This is a genomic window from Pedobacter sp., from assembly GCF_965279535.1.
Classification (GTDB): domain Bacteria; phylum Bacteroidota; class Bacteroidia; order Sphingobacteriales; family Sphingobacteriaceae; genus Pedobacter.
The window spans coordinates 2,522,711-2,542,843 of sequence record NZ_OZ257244.1 but is presented as its reverse complement, the minus strand read 5'-3'; the positions used below and the strand labels follow the sequence as shown (position 1 = coordinate 2,542,843).

At 36.7% G+C, this 20,133-nt stretch carries 23 protein-coding genes; 18 read left to right on the top strand and 5 right to left on the bottom strand.

The window, feature by feature from the left end:
• The first annotated feature begins 254 nt into the window (after nt 1-254).
• The 3 genes from ACQY77_RS10140 to ACQY77_RS10130 all read left to right on the top strand — a co-directional run bounded on the left by ACQY77_RS10140 (nt 255) and on the right by ACQY77_RS10130 (nt 4,137).
• Nucleotides 255-2,741, top strand: a complete 2,487-nt coding sequence (locus ACQY77_RS10140; protein ID WP_421942259.1) for a TonB-dependent receptor domain-containing protein — start codon at nt 255-257, stop codon at nt 2,739-2,741.
• A 71-nt stretch (nt 2,742-2,812) separates the two neighbouring features.
• Complete coding sequence (locus tag ACQY77_RS10135) at nt 2,813-3,367, top strand: NUDIX domain-containing protein (RefSeq protein WP_421942260.1); 555 nt, start codon at nt 2,813-2,815, stop codon at nt 3,365-3,367.
• Nucleotides 3,368-3,399: 32 nt separating this feature from the next.
• Nucleotides 3,400-4,137 (top strand): lysophospholipid acyltransferase family protein, encoded by a 738-nt coding sequence (locus ACQY77_RS10130; RefSeq protein WP_421942261.1) that lies wholly within the window; start codon nt 3,400-3,402, stop codon nt 4,135-4,137.
• Between the two features lie 8 nt (nt 4,138-4,145).
• On the opposite strand, the gene ACQY77_RS10125 is transcribed toward ACQY77_RS10130, so the two are convergent.
• Together ACQY77_RS10125 and ACQY77_RS10120 are read right to left on the bottom strand one after the other, a co-directional pair.
• Nucleotides 4,146-4,895 (bottom strand): LytR/AlgR family response regulator transcription factor, encoded by a 750-nt coding sequence (locus ACQY77_RS10125; protein WP_421942262.1) that lies wholly within the window; start codon nt 4,893-4,895, stop codon nt 4,146-4,148.
• A 38-nt stretch (nt 4,896-4,933) separates the two neighbouring features.
• Nucleotides 4,934-5,965, bottom strand: a complete 1,032-nt coding sequence (locus ACQY77_RS10120; protein ID WP_421942263.1) for a sensor histidine kinase — start codon at nt 5,963-5,965, stop codon at nt 4,934-4,936.
• Nucleotides 5,966-6,208: 243 nt separating this feature from the next.
• Here ACQY77_RS10120 and ACQY77_RS10115 point away from each other — a divergent pair, with 243 nt between their 5' ends.
• The 3 genes from ACQY77_RS10115 to ACQY77_RS10105 are packed head-to-tail and all read left to right on the top strand — an operon-like array spanning nt 6,209 to nt 8,174.
• Complete coding sequence (locus ACQY77_RS10115; RefSeq protein WP_421942264.1) at nt 6,209-6,460, top strand: hypothetical protein; 252 nt, start codon at nt 6,209-6,211, stop codon at nt 6,458-6,460.
• Nucleotides 6,461-6,463: 3 nt separating this feature from the next.
• Complete coding sequence (locus ACQY77_RS10110; RefSeq protein ID WP_421942265.1) at nt 6,464-7,372, top strand: ABC transporter ATP-binding protein; 909 nt, start codon at nt 6,464-6,466, stop codon at nt 7,370-7,372.
• A gap of 1 nt (nt 7,373) precedes the next feature.
• The gene (locus tag ACQY77_RS10105; protein WP_421942266.1) at nt 7,374-8,174 is read left to right on the top strand and encodes an ABC transporter permease; all 801 of its coding nucleotides are present in this window, start codon (nt 7,374-7,376) and stop codon (nt 8,172-8,174) included.
• 103 nt (nt 8,175-8,277) lie between these two features.
• Here the strand turns inward: ACQY77_RS10105 and ACQY77_RS10100 are convergent, their stop codons facing one another.
• Nucleotides 8,278-8,508, bottom strand: coding sequence for a response regulator transcription factor (locus tag ACQY77_RS10100; protein WP_421942267.1), 231 nt, complete (start codon nt 8,506-8,508; stop codon nt 8,278-8,280).
• Nucleotides 8,509-8,693: 185 nt separating this feature from the next.
• On the opposite strand from ACQY77_RS10100, the gene ACQY77_RS10095 reads away from it, so the two are divergent.
• The 10 genes from ACQY77_RS10095 to ACQY77_RS10050 all read left to right on the top strand — a co-directional run bounded on the left by ACQY77_RS10095 (nt 8,694) and on the right by ACQY77_RS10050 (nt 15,834).
• Nucleotides 8,694-9,071 carry a hypothetical protein gene (locus ACQY77_RS10095; protein WP_421942268.1) on the top strand — a complete coding sequence of 126 codons (378 nt, stop codon included), beginning with the start codon at nt 8,694-8,696 and terminating at the stop codon, nt 9,069-9,071.
• 3 nt (nt 9,072-9,074) lie between these two features.
• On the top strand, nt 9,075-9,722 hold the full coding sequence (locus ACQY77_RS10090; RefSeq protein WP_421942269.1) for a hypothetical protein: 648 nt from the start codon (nt 9,075-9,077) through the stop codon (nt 9,720-9,722).
• Between the two features lie 104 nt (nt 9,723-9,826).
• Nucleotides 9,827-10,480, top strand: a complete 654-nt coding sequence (locus ACQY77_RS10085; protein WP_421942270.1) for a sensor histidine kinase — start codon at nt 9,827-9,829, stop codon at nt 10,478-10,480.
• A gap of 6 nt (nt 10,481-10,486) precedes the next feature.
• On the top strand, nt 10,487-11,128 hold the full coding sequence (locus tag ACQY77_RS10080; protein WP_421942271.1) for a response regulator: 642 nt from the start codon (nt 10,487-10,489) through the stop codon (nt 11,126-11,128).
• Nucleotides 11,129-11,268: 140 nt separating this feature from the next.
• A complete protein-coding gene (locus tag ACQY77_RS10075) occupies nt 11,269-11,646 on the top strand; it encodes a BlaI/MecI/CopY family transcriptional regulator (RefSeq protein ID WP_421942272.1) in 378 nt (125 codons plus the stop codon).
• Nucleotides 11,643-13,631, top strand: coding sequence for a TonB family protein (locus ACQY77_RS10070; protein ID WP_421942273.1), 1,989 nt, complete (start codon nt 11,643-11,645; stop codon nt 13,629-13,631). The genes ACQY77_RS10075 and ACQY77_RS10070 overlap by 4 nt, the downstream gene beginning before the upstream one ends.
• Before the next feature lie 13 nt (nt 13,632-13,644).
• The gene (locus tag ACQY77_RS10065; RefSeq protein WP_428430135.1) at nt 13,645-13,953 is read left to right on the top strand and encodes a hypothetical protein; all 309 of its coding nucleotides are present in this window, start codon (nt 13,645-13,647) and stop codon (nt 13,951-13,953) included.
• Nucleotides 13,953-14,249, top strand: a complete 297-nt coding sequence (locus ACQY77_RS10060; protein WP_428430134.1) for a TonB-dependent receptor plug domain-containing protein — start codon at nt 13,953-13,955, stop codon at nt 14,247-14,249. The genes ACQY77_RS10065 and ACQY77_RS10060 overlap by 1 nt, the downstream gene beginning before the upstream one ends.
• Before the next feature lie 22 nt (nt 14,250-14,271).
• Entirely contained in the window at nt 14,272-15,000 is a 729-nt protein-coding gene (locus ACQY77_RS10055) for an energy transducer TonB (protein ID WP_421942275.1), read from the top strand.
• Nucleotides 15,001-15,357: 357 nt separating this feature from the next.
• Complete coding sequence (locus ACQY77_RS10050; RefSeq protein WP_421942276.1) at nt 15,358-15,834, top strand: OsmC family protein; 477 nt, start codon at nt 15,358-15,360, stop codon at nt 15,832-15,834.
• Between the two features lie 48 nt (nt 15,835-15,882).
• Here the strand turns inward: ACQY77_RS10050 and ACQY77_RS10045 are convergent, their stop codons facing one another.
• A complete protein-coding gene (locus ACQY77_RS10045) occupies nt 15,883-17,766 on the bottom strand; it encodes a M1 family metallopeptidase (protein WP_421942277.1) in 1,884 nt (627 codons plus the stop codon).
• 255 nt (nt 17,767-18,021) lie between these two features.
• Between ACQY77_RS10045 and greA the strand changes: the two genes are divergently transcribed.
• Both greA and ACQY77_RS10035 read left to right on the top strand, forming a co-directional pair.
• On the top strand, nt 18,022-18,495 hold the full coding sequence (greA, locus tag ACQY77_RS10040; protein ID WP_421942278.1) for a transcription elongation factor GreA: 474 nt from the start codon (nt 18,022-18,024) through the stop codon (nt 18,493-18,495).
• A gap of 423 nt (nt 18,496-18,918) precedes the next feature.
• The gene (locus ACQY77_RS10035) at nt 18,919-19,317 is read left to right on the top strand and encodes an HIT family protein (RefSeq protein ID WP_421942279.1); all 399 of its coding nucleotides are present in this window, start codon (nt 18,919-18,921) and stop codon (nt 19,315-19,317) included.
• Between the two features lie 49 nt (nt 19,318-19,366).
• On the opposite strand, the gene ACQY77_RS10030 is transcribed toward ACQY77_RS10035, so the two are convergent.
• Nucleotides 19,367-20,119 carry a hypothetical protein gene (locus tag ACQY77_RS10030; RefSeq protein ID WP_421942280.1) on the bottom strand — a complete coding sequence of 251 codons (753 nt, stop codon included), beginning with the start codon at nt 20,117-20,119 and terminating at the stop codon, nt 19,367-19,369.
• Nucleotides 20,120-20,133: the final 14 nt, after the last annotated feature.

Sequence of the window (20,133 nt, the reverse complement as noted above, 5' to 3'; positions counted from 1 at the left end):
AGACAAAAGTAACAATCCGGTGGTTTTTAAACTCTACTGTACAAAAAATGTTTTTTATCTGACGGTAATGGATATTGCCCTAATATATTGCCATTAAATGCCTTCAGGCAACAATTGCTTATGCATAAAGCTTTAAATGCCAACAAAAATATTACGCTGAAATAGCTGTAATAAAATAGTTACTGCACTCTAATTAAACTTCCTTGCCGTTACTTTGTCTCCCTTTACAAAAACACACAAAAACTCAATTTTTAATGAAAGTATTCCAATCTAAAATTATAAAGTTAACCCTGTTATTTGCAATCTTAACTGCACAAGTATTTGCCCAGGCTGGTAAGGCCAAAATTACGGGTGTGCTTAAGGATGCCCAGACAAATGAAACCATTCCTTTTGCCACAGCTGTACTCATTAATAAAGCAACAAAGGCCAATGCTAAAGTAGCACAAACAGATGTAAATGGTGCATTTACCATGACCGATGTACCAGCCGGTACATTTACTTTCAAAATCAGTTTCGTTGGTTACCAAACCATGGTAAGAGACAATATTACCATCACAGCAAATTCCGGAACCATAAACTTTGGAGAAATTAAAATGAATGCGTCAAAAGGTAATGTATTAAGTGAAGTAACGGTAACAGGACAAAAGGCCGCCATGCAAATGGGGATTGATAAAAAAGTTTTTTCTGTAGATCAAAGTTTGGTAAGTGAAGGTGGCTCTGCCGGCGATTTATTGCAAAACGTACCCTCAGTTTCTACTGATATAGATGGTAATGTAAGCTTAAGAGGATCATCTGGTGTTAAAGTTTTAATTGATGGTAAGCCTTCATTAATTGCAGGAGGAAACGTGGCGCAGATTTTACAGTCAATACCTGCCAGTTCAATAGAGAGTGTTGAGGTAATTACCAATCCTTCTGCTAAATACGATGCAGAGGGGCAATCTGGTATTATCAATATTGTGTTAAAGAAAAATACCAAGCTGGGTTTCAATGGTTCAGCAGCCTTAACAGCCGGAAATCGAGATAATTATAACGCAAATACCAACTTGAGTTTTCAGAACAGTAAAGTAAATTTGTACGGCAATTATAGCTATCGTTATGGCAATCGTTTAGGCGGTGGATTTCAGGATATCACGTACCTCAATTCTACAAACTCAACTGCTTTTGCCAATCAAAACACTTCAACAAATTCCCTTGATAAAGGACATAATGTGAAAGCAGGTCTGGATTATTACCTTGCTCCTAAAAGCGTTTTAAGTCTCTCTGGAGGATTTAATAACAGAGTGAATGATCGGGATGAGCTAATTAATATTAACCAGTTAGGTACGGCTTTAAATCCTGTTTTATTGAGTAATAGAAATAATGCTACTACCGGTGATGGTAACAGTTATGACCTAAACCTCGATTTTAATCAGAAGTTTAAAAAACCAAAAGAAGAATTGACTTTTAACTTCGGCTATTCGAACGGAACAAATAATAATTATCAAACTTACAATACAAACGTTACCAACTTAAATGGGAATACTGTAAACTTGAATCCGAGCTTGCAACGAATCACAAACACAGGAGACAATACAAATTACAACATTCAGTTAGATTATACTCTTCCGTTAGGTAAAGCCGGAAAAATGGAAGCTGGTTACCGAAGTCAGATTCGTCTGGGAAATAATGATCAATACGCCGATTCTGTTTTGGTTAATACCAATGTGTATGTTCAAAACAATAAGCTTATTAATGATTTTAACAGTAAAGACCAGGTTCATGCCCTTTATTTGAATTATCAGAACCAAATCAAAGATTTTGGCTATCAATTGGGTTTACGTGCAGAAGACGCCCGTTTAGATACTTACCTTCAAGGCTATCAGAATAATATTTTAACGGGTAACGAAGGCAATATTCATTACAAAAGGCTTTATCCAAGTGTTTTCTTAACGCAGAAATTAAAAGGCGAGCAACAATTACAGTTAAGTTATACCAGGCGTGTTAATCGCCCACGTCCATGGGATACAAACCCATTCCTTGATGTTTCTGAACCTTTAAATTACAGAGCTGGAAATCCAAATCTATTACCTGAAGATGTTCACTCATTTGAATTGGGCTACAGTAAATATTGGAAAAAAGTAACATTAACCTCAAGCCTTTACTTCCGTCAAACTAATGATGTAATTCAAAGGGTGAGAAGTGTGCCAGATGCCTCCGGAATTATCACTACAACACCACAAAATTTAACACAGCAGATTAATAGCGGATTAGAACTGATTGGAAGGTTTGACTTAATTAAGGATTTAAACTTTACCACTAATGTAAACCTTTATCAAAGTAAATTTGATGGTGATGCGCGGTTCAATATTGCTGATAGAAGCGGATTTAGCTGGAATGCAAACTTAACCGCGAACTTAACGGTAGCAAAAAATGTTTCGCTTCAAATGAGAGGAGATTATCGTGCACCTGAAGTAATGGCTCAGGGAAGACGAAATGCAATGTACGGTTTAGATGCAGGAGCCAAATATGATTTTCCGAACAAAAAAGCTTCTTTAAGCTTCAACGTTCGTGATGTATTTAATACCAGAAGATGGAGCATGACTACCGATGATAATTTCACATATATCGATTTTCAACGCAGAATGCAGGGAACGATGGGTAACTTAACATTCTCTTACCGCTTCGGAAAAAATACATTTAACTTTAACAAGAAAAAGAAAGATGACCAGCAGGATAATCGTCCTGATGAAGGTTCATTTTAAAAATATAAGGCGCTTAATTAAGCGCCTTTTTTTGTTACTTAAAAACTGACGATTCCTGAGTATATTGCAACATGAAAGAAGAAAACCCCTGGAAAACATTAGAGAGCGAGGTTAAATATGATAACAATTGGATTAGACTCACCGAACATCAGGTAATCAATCCATCGGGTGGAAAAGGGATTTATGGAGAGGTTCATTTTAAAAATTATGCAATCGGCATTTTAGCGCTCGATGAAGAATATAATACCTGGCTGGTAGGCCAATACCGATATCCCATGAAAGCTTACAGCTGGGAGATTCCGGAAGGGGGCGGTCCATTAGATGAAGAACCTTTGGAAAGTGCCAGAAGAGAGTTATTGGAGGAAACAGGTATGAGCGCAGAAAGCTGGATAGAGATTCAGCGCATGCATCTTTCTAACTCTGTTAGCGACGAACTTTCGATTATTTATGTCGCCAGGAACTTAATACAAGGTATTCCAATGCCCGAAGAAACTGAACAGCTGGAAATTAAAAAGGTATCTTTTGAAACTGCGTATGATATGGTTACAAAGGGTGAAATCACCGATTCAATGAGTGTTGCGGCTATTTTAAGAGTAAAAATCATGATTTTAAACGGAGAATTGTAATGCTTATCTTTGTCGCCTAAAAATAATAGTTGATGAGGAAATTTTTCGGATATCTGTTGAGCCCTGTTTTTTATTTATCCTTTGGGTTAATGCTGGCTATTTTTCATCCCATTCAATGGATTTGCCACAAATTTTTCGGCTATAAAGCACATAAACTTTCAGTAGACATCCTCAATTTCTTTCTCACTTATTCCCAGCTGTTTCTGTGCAACTCTATTTCGTTTAGGAACAATTATAAGCTCCCAACTGATCGGCCCATTATTTTTGCTGCCAATCATCAAAGCATGTACGATATCCCTGCATTGATCTGGTTTTTAAGAAAACACCATGCTAAGTTTATTTCTAAAATAGAATTAACCAAAGGAATACCTTCTATTTCAATTAACTTAAGATTAGGTGGTGGAGCAAATATCGATAGAAAGGATAATAAGCAGGCCATCATGGAGATTCTTAAGCTTGGCAGAAGAATGAAAGAAAACAACTGGAGTACCGTTATCTTCCCCGAAGGTACCAGGGCAAAAGATGGGAAAGTTAAAACCTTTCAATTCGGAGGAATAGCTACCTTGTTAAAGGCCGTTCCAAATGCTGTAGTGGTTCCGGTAGCAATTGAGAATTCCTGGAAAATAGTTAGATTCGGCAAGTTTCCTTTATCTACAGGGAATGCAATAAAATGGACTGTATTACAGCCCATCGAGCCGGAAGGAAAATCGCCTAACGAAATAACCATTGAGGCAGAGAACGAAATCAAACAGCTTTTAAAGCAACTTTAATTCAAAGATCAGATATTTTTATTTCCGATTACCCTAAAGAATTCGTCACGATAGGTGTCGCCCACCGGAATAATTTTGTTTGAAATGGTTATTCGGCTGCGTTCAATACTTTCAATTTTATCTATCGCTACAATATAAGATTTATGTACCCTGATGAATTGGCTAGCCGGTAAAGCCTCTTCCATTTTCTTCATACTTTGTAATGTTATCACCCGCTCATCCTTTGTGAAAATGGAAATGTAATCTTTCAGGCCCTCAATGTACAGGATATCGTGAAGATATATCTTCTGTATTTTATGCTCTGTTTTTACAAAAATGAAGTCCTGAACCGGGTTGGTTGATGCTGAAAACGGTGCTGCCGTTACCAGCGGTTGCGCAATACTTACTGGAACATCTGCAGGTTTAAACTGGTTATGAACTTTCTCCACAGCTTTGTAGAAGCGATCGAAAGCAATAGGCTTCAATAAATAATCCGAAACATTTAAATCATAGCTTTCCAGCGCATATTGAGGATAGGCCGTTGTCAAAATAAAATGGCATTTATTTCCCGCAATTTTTAGAAATTGTATCCCGGTTAATTCAGGCATCTGAATGTCTAAAAATACCAGATCAATTCCCCCGGCTTGAACAATTTGCAAAGCCTCAATAGGGTTTTCGCATCTCTTTACCAACGTTAAAAAGGGAACTTTAGAAATATAATCTTGTAAAATATCGAGCGCTAAAGGCTCATCATCAACAACAATGCAGTTTAGGTTCATTTTGAAATAGGGGTCTATAGGTTGATCAATTTTAGAAACTAAATATCAATCATCAGTTCACAGGTATAATGCGTAGACGAATTTACAACATTTAATTTATATCTTTCAGGATAAACCAACTGTAATCTCCGTTCTACGTTTGTTAAACCAACACCGCCCTGGGCATCCTTATTTTGCTGATTTTTTTTATTCACTACACTAAAATGCAGTATTTTCTGATTGGCAATAATATTGATTTTAACCGGATCGTTCGGGTCTGTTACAACACCATGTTTGAAAGCATTTTCAACAAATGAAATTAGCATTAATGGTACAATCTGCTGGTTGTCAATTTCTCCGTTCAGGCTAAGTTCTATGTACGCGCCATCTTTAAATCTTATCTTTTGTAGCTCAATGTAGCTGGTTAGATAATCTACTTCCTTATTAAGCGCTACAGTTGGGGTATTGCTTTCATAAATCATGTATCGCATAATTTCTGAAAGCTTCATAATTGCATCTGCAGTTTTATCTGATTTCTGGTACGCTAAAGAATAAATATTATTTAAAGAGTTAAATAAGAAGTGTGGATTCAACTGAGATTTTAAAAACTGAAGTTCCATTTCTCTGCGCTCGCTTTCCAGGTTGCGCTGGATGCGCTCGTTAGAAAACCAGTCTAATGTGAATTTGATAATACAACTGGCAACGAGGAAAAAACCAATGACGAAAAATCGGGTAAAGAAAAAGTTGGTAACTGATACTTCTTCTATTTTTCCATTCATCGAATAGTGAAGTAACTCGGTAGGATTTAAAACAGCAACAATGGTTTTAACAAAACTCGTTGTTACCATCAATAATAGAAAGCAAAGTAAATAAAGCCAATATTTTTTTCGTTTTTTGATCAAACCTGGTATCAGGATGATGTAGTTGATGTAAAAGATAGAGACATTCAGGATCCCTAAAACTCCATACGAGAGAAAGTAGTCTTTCATCGTATGTGGTTCTTTCTCAAATATGGTAATGATGATTAAAAAAAGAATGATCAAACTCCAAAAAAGGGAATGCAGTACTACCGGGCCTTTACTTTTATTCATATAATAATCAAAGTTGAGATTATAACACTATAATCTTAGATGCATCCAAAATAAAGAAAGTTTTAAAGTTTGAGATAAGACAATCTACGAACGGGCATTTTTTTTCTACGAACAGGCGAAATGGCAAAATTTATCGACAAACGCCAAAAATGCCCGTTTATCTAGAATCTTGAACACTTGGTATAATAGATTTTCGCAGGTAATTTTTCTTGAGTTTCTTTGAATCATCAAAACGAAAACAAAATGAAAACAACAGCTGCATACTTAACCAATAACCAGGCGGTAAACGCAGATGTCCTGTTATCTACCGAAAAACTAAATAACCTTGTCATGAAAAAATTATCCAATACCTCGCCTTTCTTATTAATGTTATTACCAGTATTTGTCATGTTCGTATTATTCTTAACCGTTAGTAATACACAAAATGATGCTGAAGTAGTGGTAAAACCTGCAAAAACATCTATCGTTAAACAAGTATCTGCTGTTTTCAAATAAGAAATGAGCAAATATGCAATCGAAACTGTAGATCTTAACTTTAAGTTCGGGAATCAGGTTGTTATAAAAAACTTGTCACTACAGGTTCCGAAAGGAAGCATTTATGGATTTCTTGGTCCTAACGGGGCTGGAAAAACCACTACAATAAAGATTCTGCTCAATCTGTTAAAATCACCTGCCGATAAAGTATTCGTTTTCGGTAAGGAAATCAATCATAATCGTATAGCGATACTCAAAAAAGTAGGTGCTCTGGTTGAGCAACCTGCTATTTATGGCCATTTATCTGGCAGAGAAAATCTAATTAACAGGTGCATACTTTTAGGTATTTCAAAGCGAAAGGCAGCCGAAATGTTGCAACTTGTTGATTTAACGGCCGCCGCCAATAAAAAAGCAAAAGAATATTCATTGGGAATGAAGCAAAGATTAGGGATAGCCCTTGCCTTAATTTCAGATCCTGAAATGCTCCTTTTGGATGAACCTACTAACGGATTAGATCCAAATGGTATCATTGAGATACGGAACCTGATGGTAGAGCTAGCCTCAAAACATCAAAAAACAATTTTGGTATCCAGCCATTTACTTGCCGAAATTGAGCGTGTGGCTACGCACGTAGGAATTATCAATAAAGGGGAGTTACTTTTTCAAGGTACAATTGCCGAACTTCAGCAATTGAATAAACCTGTTTTAGAGATAGCAGTAAACGATGGAGGTAAAGCCTCAGCTTTTTTAAAGGATAATGGTATTGAAGTATTGTCACATGATTTGAATACGATTACAACGCCTTACCTGTCTCCAAGTGATAGCGGGAAAGTTAATACAATGTTGATTAAGGATGGATTTGTTGTTACTGCACTCCATCAGCAGAAAAAAGATCTCGAAAATTTATTTCTAGAAATTACCAAAGGCAACTGATATGCACGCTTTATACATTTCCCTGGTTTCGGAGTTTTATAAGTCGAGAAAAACCCTGGCTTTTTGGGCTGCCATCTTACTTCCGGTTATTATATGTGGCTTAATTTCTTTTGGCTTTTATACCGATTCCGAAAAAATATTAAAGCTAAATTATCCTGCAATGGCCTTGTGGGGAAGATATAGCGGCAACGCATTAGGCGTGATGGGGATGCTCATAATGCCTTTTTATGTAATTTTTATGGCTTTTTCTATTAGCAATATTGAGCATAAAAATGATACCTGGAAAACCCTGTTTGCACAACCATTAAATAGATTTTCTATTTATGCAGCGAAATACGTATTTGCAATATTAACCATTCTTATTTGCCTCTTTCTTTTTGCTGCGCTAACTGTTGCATTTGGCCATTTGCTTCAGGTTTTAGTTCCCCGGTACAGTTTCAGCGGGTATAATCCAATTCCCATATTATTCAAGTATTATGGTAAAATTTTTCTATCCTCGTTAGGGATACTCTCTCTTCAATTTGTGTTTAGCTTACTTTGGAGTGATTTCTTAAAGCCCATGGGAATCGGATTTGTGGGTACCATTATGGGGCTGATTACGGCCAATGTAGGTTGGAAGTATGCTTATTTTATTCCTTATAGTCATCCAACTTTAGCTCTGAGGATTACAAATGAAGCAAAAAAGACAGCTGATCCACTTCAGTTCCCGGTTTTTACATCAGAAATCATCACCAGTCTGATTTACGCTGTGATTTTATTTTTGATAGGTTATGTAATTGTAAGTAAGAAAAGCATTAAGTAAGTGTATAAGCTATAAATATATAAATACAAAAGCCCGCAATTTTGAAGGGATGTCAAAATGCAGGCTTTGCTTTTCGAGATGCGTTATCCATGGCACGTTGGCCTTAAAAGGACAATATTTTTTCTTTAAATGCCCATACAATTAACTGGTAAGAATTTTTAAGATCAAGTTTTCTCACCATGTTCCGCCGGTGGGTATTTACGGTATGTTCACTGATAAATAACATTTCACCTATTTCTTTGCTGTTATACCCCATTGATAATAGGTGTACGATCTCAACTTCTCTTTCACTAATCGCAACTTGATTTTCTTGTAATAAGATACTGTTTATCATCGCCTGATTTTTTTAAGTACTAAGTGTTTGTTTGAACTGTGATACACAAAACTAAGTACATTGCATTTTATGTGTAAGGGTTTAATGACCCTAATTAAAAAGGTGTTTTTACGGTATAGAAATAAATCGGATACATTTGTCAATGCCCATATATTTTTCGATTTTTATCAAAAACCCAAACAAACATGATTAATACTGAAAACGAAAGAAATGTGCCTGAAGAGGCTGCAAAAAAAATGGTAGATGCTTATGCCAAAGAAACCTTCCAATATACCCCCAAATCTTATTCGAAGGCTGTTTGGTTCCCCGCCGAACAGATTATTAGCATTGCCGAAAAGTTAAAGGAAAAGGGTGGAGATGGACTCCGGATTTATTTTGCACAGTATGTGTCTGGTCAGTTAGAGGGTGTTCCCACATCTTATGATGGTAGAAATACAGTCTTATTGGTGCCAACATATCCAAAGTTAGAGGGAACAGATGGTGGTGGGCACGAGGATGACCCCGAGGATATTGAAAACAGAGGTGAGCTTTGTCCTGACAAATGTGAAGGTGTTATTCTTTAATCGATGAAACTTCCAAGTCCGATTATTATTATCGAAATCGTCAGTTTAATAACTGCTACATTGCTATTGATTAAAGATAAAAAAAGCTTCTGGAAGATATTATTGCTTTATATTGCCATAGCCCTGCTTTTTGAGAGCTATGGCAGTTTTTTGAGTCATCGGAAAATCAATAACCTTTGGTGGTTTAATTTGTTTATTTTTTTCGAAGCCGGATTTATTCTATATGGATTATGGCATTGCTTGCGGGAATATATCAATCCCAGAAATATAGTTGCCATAGGAGTCATACTAATATATGGAAGCTATGGCCTGTCTGTAATCATTAATGGCGCAAAGCAATACAATGTGCTAAGTGTAAATGTAATGTCGGTGCTTTTTACTGTTTATGCTCTTTACTATTACTACTTATTATTGCGTGATGAGCATTACATCACACTAAAAAGTCATCCCGAATTCTGGTGGATTACCGGTGTCTTATTCTATTATTTCGGTAGTACCATGGCTAATATCTTCGATGGAATGTTTAGTGTTAGGGTTTTAAACTGGTTACCATTAAGATATATCATCTATATTGTATTAAATTTAATTTTACATAGCTTTTGGGTTTATTCCTTTATATGCAGAATGAAACAGCGAAAATTGCAGTCTTAGTTGTCATATCAACTTTGATATTCTTACTCATGCCTGTGTTTCTAATTTTATACATTAGATCCTATAACAGGCATAAAAAGAATCACCACGCAGAGAAGCTGCTTATGCGGGAGATATTTGAATCTGAAATGCTTAAAGCCAGGGTTGAGGTTCAGGATCAAACCATGCAGAGTATTGCCACAGAACTTCACGATAACGTTGGACAACTGCTAAGCTTAACTACACTTACGCTAAATTCTGTAAATCTGGACGAAACCGAAAAGGCGGCTAAAAAAATCGAAAATTCCTTGTCGCTCGTTAACAAGTCTATTAAAGAATTGAGGGAGCTGGCTAAATTGTTGCATGGAGAGCAACTGGTTTCTGATGGTATAGGGCATGCCATAGAACAAGAATTAAACTGGCTCAATAAAAGTGGAGTATTTGAGATTAAAGCCCAGAATGATCTCCTTAAGTTTGAGCAATCCTCGCCAGATAAAGATTTAATTATTCTTCGTTTAATACAAGAAATCCTTAATAATATCATCAAACACGCTCAGGCAACGCACATCGAAATCAAATCTTTTATGGAAAATGATAAGCTTTTTATTCATATTTCTGAAAATGGTATTGGTTTCGATTACAATGAAGCAAGGAAAAATAATGCTGGGATGGGATTAAATTCAATTCATAAAAGAATGGAGATGATCAATGGAAAATTAATATTAAATTCGGCTGTTGGCCAGGGAACATCAATTTCTCTGGAGATCCCCTATCCTTAAATAATTATGAAGAACGCTATCATATCTATTGCAATTGTAGATGACCATACACTTTTTAGGTCGGGCTTAGCTAGTCTTTTAGAAGAGTTTGACGAAATTGAGGTTGTTTTTGAAGCAACAAATGGTGCCGATTTGCAAACTAAAATTAAGTCAAATCCACTTACAGACCTTATTCTAATGGACATTAGCATGCCAATCATGGATGGATATGCCGCAACTAAATGGATAAAAGAGGAATACCCGAATGTTCATGTGCTTGCATTGAGTATGCTGGAAGATGAAAAAGCTATCATAGGGATGTTAAAGGCGGGTGCAGGAGGTTATATGCTTAAAGAATCTACACCATCCGACTTACTCATTGCCATTAAAGCAATAATGGATAAAGGTTTTTACGTAAATGAGCTGGTTTCTGGCCGATTATTGGTAGCGCTCAAAGACGGAGACGCCAGACCAATATTTACAGCCAGGGAGCTTAGTTTCCTGCAGCATTGCAGTACCGAATTAACTTATAAAGAAATCGCAGATCAAATGAACGTTAGCCCGCGAACAGTTGATAACTATCGTGAATCTTTATTTGCCAAACTTAACATCAAGTCGCGCACTGGTCTTGTTGTTTATGGCATTAAAAATGATCTGATTACCATATAATCTTTGTTTTCTCGTATTTACAGGCTCAGCCGGGCCTAATTTGCCTTCAAAAATCTTCTTTAAAATTTGGATAACTAAGAAATTAGTTTTAACTTTAATTATGGCAATAAGGTTTTGCCTGTCCTTATTATAATATTATCATGGAAATTAAAGATTTAACCAAAGCCGAAGAACAGATTATGCAGGTGTTGTGGCAATTGGAAAAAGCATTTGTAAAAGATGTAATCGATGAATTACCGCTCCCAAAACCTGCTTATAATACGGTGTCAACCATTATCAGAATTTTAGAAACGAAAGGTTTTATTGGGCATGAGGCTTTTGGGAAGGCACACCAGTATTTTCCGCTTATAAGCAAGGAAGAATATAAAAGGCATGCAACGGAAAAACTATTAGGGAACTATTTTGAAAATTCAGTAGAAAGCATGTTCTCATTTTTCGTAAAAGAAGAAAAATTGGATTTAAGTGATGTGGATGAGATATTAAAAATGATCAATAAAATTAAGCATACACCAAAATGAGTTTCGCACACTACCTATTGCAGATCAATATTTATCTAATCATTTTTTACGGTTTTTATAAACTGTTATTAGATAAAGAGACTTACTTCATGTTAAATCGCATTTATTTAGTTTCAGCCGGAGTTTTGTCTCTGTGTATTCCATTTATACGATTAGAGTGGTTAACAGAGCAGAAAGCAGCACAGCAGGTTTATACCACTGTAAACTGGGAAGCCATGTTAACGCAGGCCACCGTTATTACAGAACCCAAATCTGGGATAAACTGGGGTAATTTAGTTGTTTATGTGTATTGTGCTGGTATATTGTTCTTTTTAGGTAGGTTGGTTTATAACCTCATCAGTGTTAAGCGATTGATTACTGGTGCTAAGGCTGGCTCAGCTTTTACCTTTTTCAGTAAAAAGGTAGTAGACCAGGATTTGCCAGAAATTGAGGTAATAGATATTCATGAAGAAACGCACATTAAGCAGTGGCACAGTTTGGATATCCTGTTTTTTGAAATCATAGGGATCGTAACCTGGCTAAATCCGGTAATCTATTTTTATAAACGCTCTATAAAAAATATCCACGAATTTCTCGCAGATGAAAAGGCAGCCGAATTTCAGGGAGACAAAGCAGAGTATGCTATGCTGCTGCTGAGTAAATCTTTTGGCCTTTCTCCAAATTCATTGGCCAACGGCTTTTTTAAAAAATCCTTAATTAAACAACGTATTTTCATGCTTCACAAAGAAAGATCTAAAAAAATTGCGGTCATGAAGTACGGCATCTTTATTCCGCTCTTTGCGATACTGATTGTATTTTCTTCAGCAACAGTTAGGAAAAACGAGAAGTTAATTACTTTTTCAGAACAAATTCCTTTAGAAAAGCCATTAGAGATTGTTGAAGCCATGGTAGCTGAGCCAGTTACAAAAGTAAAGCTTACTGAAGTTAAAGCACCAAATATTTCGGTGAAAGGTAAGCTGGAGCCAGAATGGAAAGATTTCTATCGTTTTTTAAGCCAATCTGTCAAGTATCCCAAAGAAGCACAGGCCTCCAACTTTCAGGGAAATACCCAAATTAAGTTCATATTGAAAAATGGTAGGGTAAACAGTATCAGTGCTCATATAGATTTGGGTTATGGCTGTGATGAGGAAGTAATGAAGGCGGTACTGTCTTATCCCCGGTTTAAAAATATCCCGGATGGTAAGTATGCAATGCAGGCATCTTTTAAATTGATGGGCGTTGATGAAGGATTTAAAAATGAAAAGCTTACAGCGGTTCAGGGCTATCAAAACCTTTCGGGCATTTTTATAATGGGATATGGCGCTCAGAAGCCTGAACCGAATAAAGATAATGTATTTGACTTTGTTTCTATTGATAAGCAACCTGAATTTCCGGGGGGGATTAAGAAATTGTACGAGTACTTTGGGGAAAACATTCGTTATCCTAAAAAAGCCAGAGAAGAGAATATTCAGGGTAAAGTTTTTGTATCGTTTGTTGTAGAAAAGGATGGAAAACTATCCGATATTATGATCACCAGAGGGGTTTCAGATGAGTTGGATGCAGAGGCCGTCAGGGTTTTAGAAAATTGTCCAAAATGGAATCCCGGTATAGTGAAAGGTGAGCCTGTTCGTGTAAAGTATAACATCAATGTTAACTTTTCACTCAATAATGATAACAACAAACCTAAAGAACCGGAACCAGGCAATAAATCTCAAAATCTAAATGACCCAACAGGTCGAATTAAAATCAGAGGTGGAAATGAAACCTTTAAAGGACTATATGTTTTAGATGGGGTGGTTATAGATAATGCTTCATTAAATACAATAAACCCCAATAGTATTGAATCTGTCTCTGTTCTTAAAGATCAGTCGGCCACAAGCTTATACGGCTCGCGGGGTAAAGACGGGGTAATTATCGTGAAAACAAAAGCTGGAAAGAAAGATAATAGTATATCTGTGGAGGGAAAACCTACTCTACAACCGTTAGAGCTCAGTAAGAAATTTTAAAAACCTAAATATCATGAGAAAATTAACAACCGTTCTGCTACTCGTTAGCGGAGCAGCAGGGCTGTGCCATGCGCAAAATTTAGAAACTAAACAGAAGAAAGTTTCCATTAAGCTAAGGGAAAAAAGTAACCAAAGCGCTAATCCTTTAATCATTATCAATGGACAAAAGCAGATTTTAAATAGCGATAGCATTCTGAATGCCAATAATCATAATATCAAATCCATAACGGTACTCAAAGATGAGGAAGCTGTAGCTAAGTATGGTGCTGAAGGCAAGAATGGAGTGATATTAATTGATACAAAATCGGGATTGATGAAATAGTGAATAATCATTTTAAAGATCACAATGAGCCAATTTTTGCGAATATCAATGGAATTTCAATCAGGGCCCAAAAGCAGAATGCAGGTTCGATAAGTTTAAAGAAACTGGATCCAGATAAAAGGCCTCTTTATGTTGTTGATGGGAAAGAGATGACTCAGGAAGAGACCGAAACTGTCGATCCAAATAGCATTAAGAGTGTAGAGGTGTTAAAATCAGCTTCTGCAATTACCCTCCATGGAGATAAGGGCAAGAATGGCGTAATTATTATCACTACAAAGAATTCTAAAAATAAGTAAGAACCACAGTTAAATACCTAATATGATGAGAAAGCTAGTTTTATTAGCCCTAACGGGAATTGCTATGTCTGTTAATGTTGTAAAAGCGCAGAACATAGATAGAGTTTACGATTTTGTAAGTATAGATAAGCAGCCAGAATTTCCAGGAGGGATGAAGCGATTCTACGAATATCTGGGGCAGGCCATCAAATACCCTGAACTGGCCAAAAAGAATAATGTAGAAGGAAAAGTCTTTTTAAGCTTTGTAGTGGAGAAGAATGGCCAGCTAAGCGATGTTAAGGTGACCAGGGGATTGGGAAGTGGAACCGATGAGGAGGCGATACGAGTGCTGAAAAATAGCCCGGCCTGGAATCCAGGATTAGACAAACAGCAACCTGTGCGGGTAAAGTACAATATTAATGTGAATTTTAGTTTGAGCAAAAATAAGCCAGAACAAAAAACAGGATCAGTTCATAAAAATTTGAAAGCCGAATTCCCTGGAGGCGAAGAAAGGCTTCGTACTTATTTAGCTAAAAACATTCAATACACTCATGCTACACAAACAAAGAAAGAAGGAAAAGTTTACGTTTCCTTTTTAATAGGAAAAGATGGCGTTCTATCTGAATTAAAAGTGATAAAGGGCTTGTCTGGGCCCCAAGATGAGGAAGCATTAAGAGTAATGCGAAAATCGCCACGATGGAACCCTGCAATAGAAAATGGTAAGCCTGTTGAGGTAAAGTATGTGTTGCCCATCAATTTCAAAACTTCTTAGCTTCCTCAACCTAAATGATCATAAACACAAAACCCCAGCTAAAATAGCCGGGGTTTTATGCTTTCTCTCCTGTCTCGGAACAATAAAAATATAAATATTTTAACGTATATGCAAATATTACAGAATATAATTTTTAATTACATAATTTTTTGATATGCATACATAGGAATATTTCCAATTTCGCAAATTTTAATTTGCTTTCATTTCTTTTAATGTGTTTCGTTTTTTTAATTATTCACTTTCGATTCTTTTCTTAATTTGGCATACCAGATATTTATCAATGGGATAAAAAATAATTTAGCAAATATTCTAAACCTATTTTCTTAAATTGGCTATATAAACTCTAACTAAAATATCATGCCGAAAGACCACTTATATTCTACTACGGTAACCTGGACAGGTAATAAAGGTTCAGGGACAATGGATTACCGTTCTTATGATCGCGATTATGTTATTTCTGTAAAAGGTAAGGCAGATATATTGGGCTCTTCAGACTCTGCTTTTTTAGGAGATAAATCAAAATATAACCCGGAGGATTTACTATTGGCTTCCATATCGAGCTGCCACATGTTGTGGTATTTACACCTCTGCTCTAAAAATGAAATTGTTGTAATTGATTATAAAGATGAAGCAGTAGGAACAATGGAAGAGTCTGCTGATGGAAGTGGAAGATTCAGAGAAGTGACGCTTCACCCACAGGTGCTTATTGCAGATAAGGCTCATTTGGCATTGGCCGAATCGTTGCATGCTGAAGCAAATAAAATGTGTTTTATTGCCAATTCACTTAATTTTCCGGTTACACACCAGTCAACATTTAACGCCGAAAATAATTAGCAGTTTTCAATGTTCAGTTGGTTGAAATTGAAAACTGCCAATTGAACATTATTTACTTGTCCAGGTATTATCTTGTGGGGTAGCATCCATAAAAATACCACCATCCACTGAAATTGATTTTACTGCTTTTCCCTTATTTTTAACTGTAATTGTAGCAGCTTTTTGATTGCTTTTCCAAATCGCAGGGCTGTAATGAACACGATCTACTTTACCATCTGTATAAGTAATTACCAGATCGAAAGGAATGGCAAAGCCCCCAACATTTTGAACAGATACAGGGAAATTAGCCATTTTGGAAATTTTATAATTCAATTTCAAATCAATGTAGTGATTGGTGAAGAACCAATTCTGGAAAAACCAGTTTAAGTTTTGCCCAGCACCAGCATTCATGGAGTTGAAATAATCCCATGGAATGGGATGTTTACCATTCCAGTTTTCCATGTAAGTATGTAGTGCTTTTTTAAATAAGTTATCGCCAAGCATATCTTTTAGTGCCAAATAGGAAAGGGACGCTTTCCCATACGAATTATTGCCATAGCCAGCACCAGAAACCTGATCAGACATAGAGATAATCGGCTGATCTTCTTCTGCAGATTTATCGTTGATATACTTATTCACCCTGAAGGTTTTATAAAATTTATCTGCGGCTTCCTTGCCATGTTCTGCAATGCCGATTAAATATTCCAAGGTGGTGGCCCAGCCCTCATCCATATAGGCATACCGGGTTTCATTAATCCCCATGTAAAAAGGAAAGTATGTATGGGCAACCTCGTGGTCCTGAACAAGCTGCGCAAACACAGGATCGCCAAAATTAGAATCGTTTACCATCATTGGATATTCCATATCGGCAAAACCCTGAAACGCGATGGTTTTAACATAAGGATAAGGAATGCCTGGCCAATTGTTAGAGAACCAGGATAATGCGTTGATATTGTACTTAACCGAGTTGATGAAATCTTGTCCGGTAGCTGGATTGTAGGCCGCTTGTGCACTCGATCTTCTGTTGGTTTTTGAATCTACAATTACACTTGCAGCATCCCAAACATAATGATTGCTTAAGGCAAAGCAAACGTCGGTAATGTGATTGACAGCAAACTTCCAGGTATTCCAGGCTTTTTGAGCCGTTACTTTGCCATTTTTTAATTCATCCGCAGTAGCAATATGAATCACCTCATCATTGTTATATGATTTTTTAAGGCGGGCCGAGATTTCTGGCTGTAACACTTCATCAGGATTAAGAAAATCGCCTGTAGCATAAACTACATAATCTTTTGGTGCTGTTACCGAGAAAACATAATCGTTAAAATCATTGTAAAATTCAGCCCTGTCTGCGTGCGGAATCCTATCCCAGCCATTATAATCATCATAAACGGAAATCCTTGGATAGCTGTAAGCAACAAAAAAGGAGTTAGGATCAATCTGTCCCTCACGACCGCTTTCTTTTGACAACGGATATTCCCAATCGATTTTCACATTGGCTTTGGATTTGGGATGAAGTGGTTTTTTTAATTTCACATCGCCTACCGTACCCCAGCCTTTAGCATCTATATTATATTTTTCGCCATCAACATAAAATGATTTAATATTTAATCCGGCAGAAAGAAAATCTTCACTAACACTTCCGCTTCTGGGAGAGGTAGGTTTATGGATATTATTCACAAAACGGATGACCAATGTTTTAAGGGTGTCATTACTATTATTGCTGTATAGGATCTCTTCCGTACCACTAACCATTTTGGTCTCTGCATCTACCTTTATATCCATGGTATATTTTCCATGGTTTTGCCAATAATTTTGCCCTGGTTTTCCATCCATAGCACGTGTACCTTTACTGTAAGAAGCTTTGATATTTCGAGGCATATAAAGCTCTTGAGCCATCAATGCCTGTATGCCCATAAATGAGAACAGGACAAAGGAGTAGATCTTTTTCATTTTTTCTGAATAATTTTGCTAAAAGTAGAAATAATGGTGGAATTAAGGATTCCGGAAAAGCCATAAAAAGATACAAATTTCTTAAATAGCGCGGGTATATTGAATTCTTTAGATCATATTCCTGTTAATCTTAAATTTTTATTTGCTTTTGTAATTTCAGCATTTTATCTTCGTTATAATTGAAGCAAGACTATGTAGCAAACCAACTATGTAGTCTTGTTTGTTTTTTATAGGACTAAAGAAAGAAAACGAGCTATGGCAGAGATTACCTATTATACAAAAGAAGGTTTAGAAAAACTTAAGGAAGAATTACACTATCTTAAAACAGAAGGGCGTGCTTCAATTGCAAAAGCTATTGCTGAAGCTCGTGATAAAGGTGATTTATCGGAGAATGCAGAGTACGATGCAGCGAAAGAGGCTCAAGGTTTGCACGAAGCGAAAATTGCTAAATTAGAAGATACATTGGCGCATTCACGCTTGTTAGATGAATCTAAATTAGATACCAGTAAGGTTTTGGCTCTTTCGATTGTTAAAATCAAAAATGTAAAAAATAATGCGACCATGACTTATCAATTGGTAGCAGAAAGCGAAGCTGATCTGAAGACCGGAAAAATTTCAGTAAAATCTCCAATTGCACAAGGGCTGTTAGGAAAATCAGTAGGCGAATTTGCAGAAATTGAAGTGCCTGCAGGAAAAATGCAGTTTGAAGTTTTAGAGATTACGCGTTAATAAGTATCAAGTACTTAGTATCAGGTAGCAAGACTGCTGAAGGGGCAAAGAATAAGAAGCAGGGAACAAAGACAAGAATGCCTTGGTTTTAAAGAAGAATAGGCACAATGTCTAACTACTAACAACTAAAAGATCAACTACTTAGTAGCAGGTAGCCAGACTGCTGAACGAACAAAGAATAAGGAGCAAGGAACAAAGACAAGAATGCCTGGATCTAAATAAGAATAGGCGCAATGTCTAACTACTAACGACTAAAAGATCAACTACTTAGTAGCAGGTAGCCAGACTGCTGAAGGAGCAAAGAATCAGGAGCAAGGAACAAAGGCAAGAATGCCTGGATCTAAAGAAGAATAGGCACAATGTCTAACTACTAACGACTTAATACTAACGACTAAAAGTAACTTTTTACAAACCCTTACCTTAATGACTATTTTTTCAAAGATTGTAGCTGGCGAAATTAGCGCCCATATTGTTGCGGAAACGGTAGAATATTTAGCTTTTTTAGATGTTCAACCTTTAACAGCCGGCCATGTATTGGTTATTCCAAAAATCGAAACTGATTATATTTTTGATATGGAAGAGGATTTGTACGTTGGGCTCTGGATGTTCGCTAAAATTGTAGCAAAAGGTGTAAAAGAAGCCTTTCCTTGTAAAAAGGTGGGTGTATCGGTTATCGGATTGGAGGTTCCTCACGCCCATATCCATTTAATTCCGATGAATAATGTAAGTGATATGAATTTTAGCAAAGAAAAGCTAAAGCCTACACACGAGGAACTAGCCGACGCAGCCGAAAAGATTAGAAAGGCGCTATCTGAAGCATAAAAGCTGGTGCCAAAGCACCAGCTTATCCTAACCCCTCTTAACCCAATTCTTATGGTGCCGGAGCAACAGTAGTTGTTACGTTTAGCAAGGGCCAAAATCCTGGAAATGCCCCTACACTAACTCCTTTGTTATCTCCACGCTTTGTATCTTGCCCGAAATAATATAACGGCCAACCTTTAAACGTTAATTGTTTCTTTCCGAAAACATCTATTACAGTAACTAAGTCCTTAGTGATAATTGATGGAACACTTTTAAGCTCAGCTTCGTAAACTGGCCAAACGGTATTGTTACTTAAATCTGCTTTAGTGAAAGTGTTTTTCCCGTTTTTATCAGGAGAAAAAGAGTAGAGTGTTCTTCCTTTTCCATCAGTAAAATACCGGGTATTACCGGTACCCTCAGTATAGGTGCTGGTATATTGCTTACCATTTAGGCCCACAAGTTGGGTGTTGGCCAGCATCAAAGTATAATCGGGTTTGGCTACAAACCAAATTCCAGCTACTCCATCTCCCTTAATTTCACCAACGGCTGCATCATTTTGATAATAATAAAGTGGATAACCTTTATAGGTACTTTGTTTTTTCCCATCTGTTCTGGTAATTTCTCCCACTTCGACTGGATTTAGGTTCATGTCTGTACTGGCATCTGCTGAATAATAGGGTGGCCAAATGGTTTCACATGCTCCCGTACAGTTAGCAGTACCGGCAACATCAGTAGAAAAGAAATACAAGGTCTTACCCTCTTTATCTGTTAAAATAGTTCCGAATTTGGCATCAACAGCCAGTTGTATGCCTTTTTTTTCCACAGGGGGATCGTTTT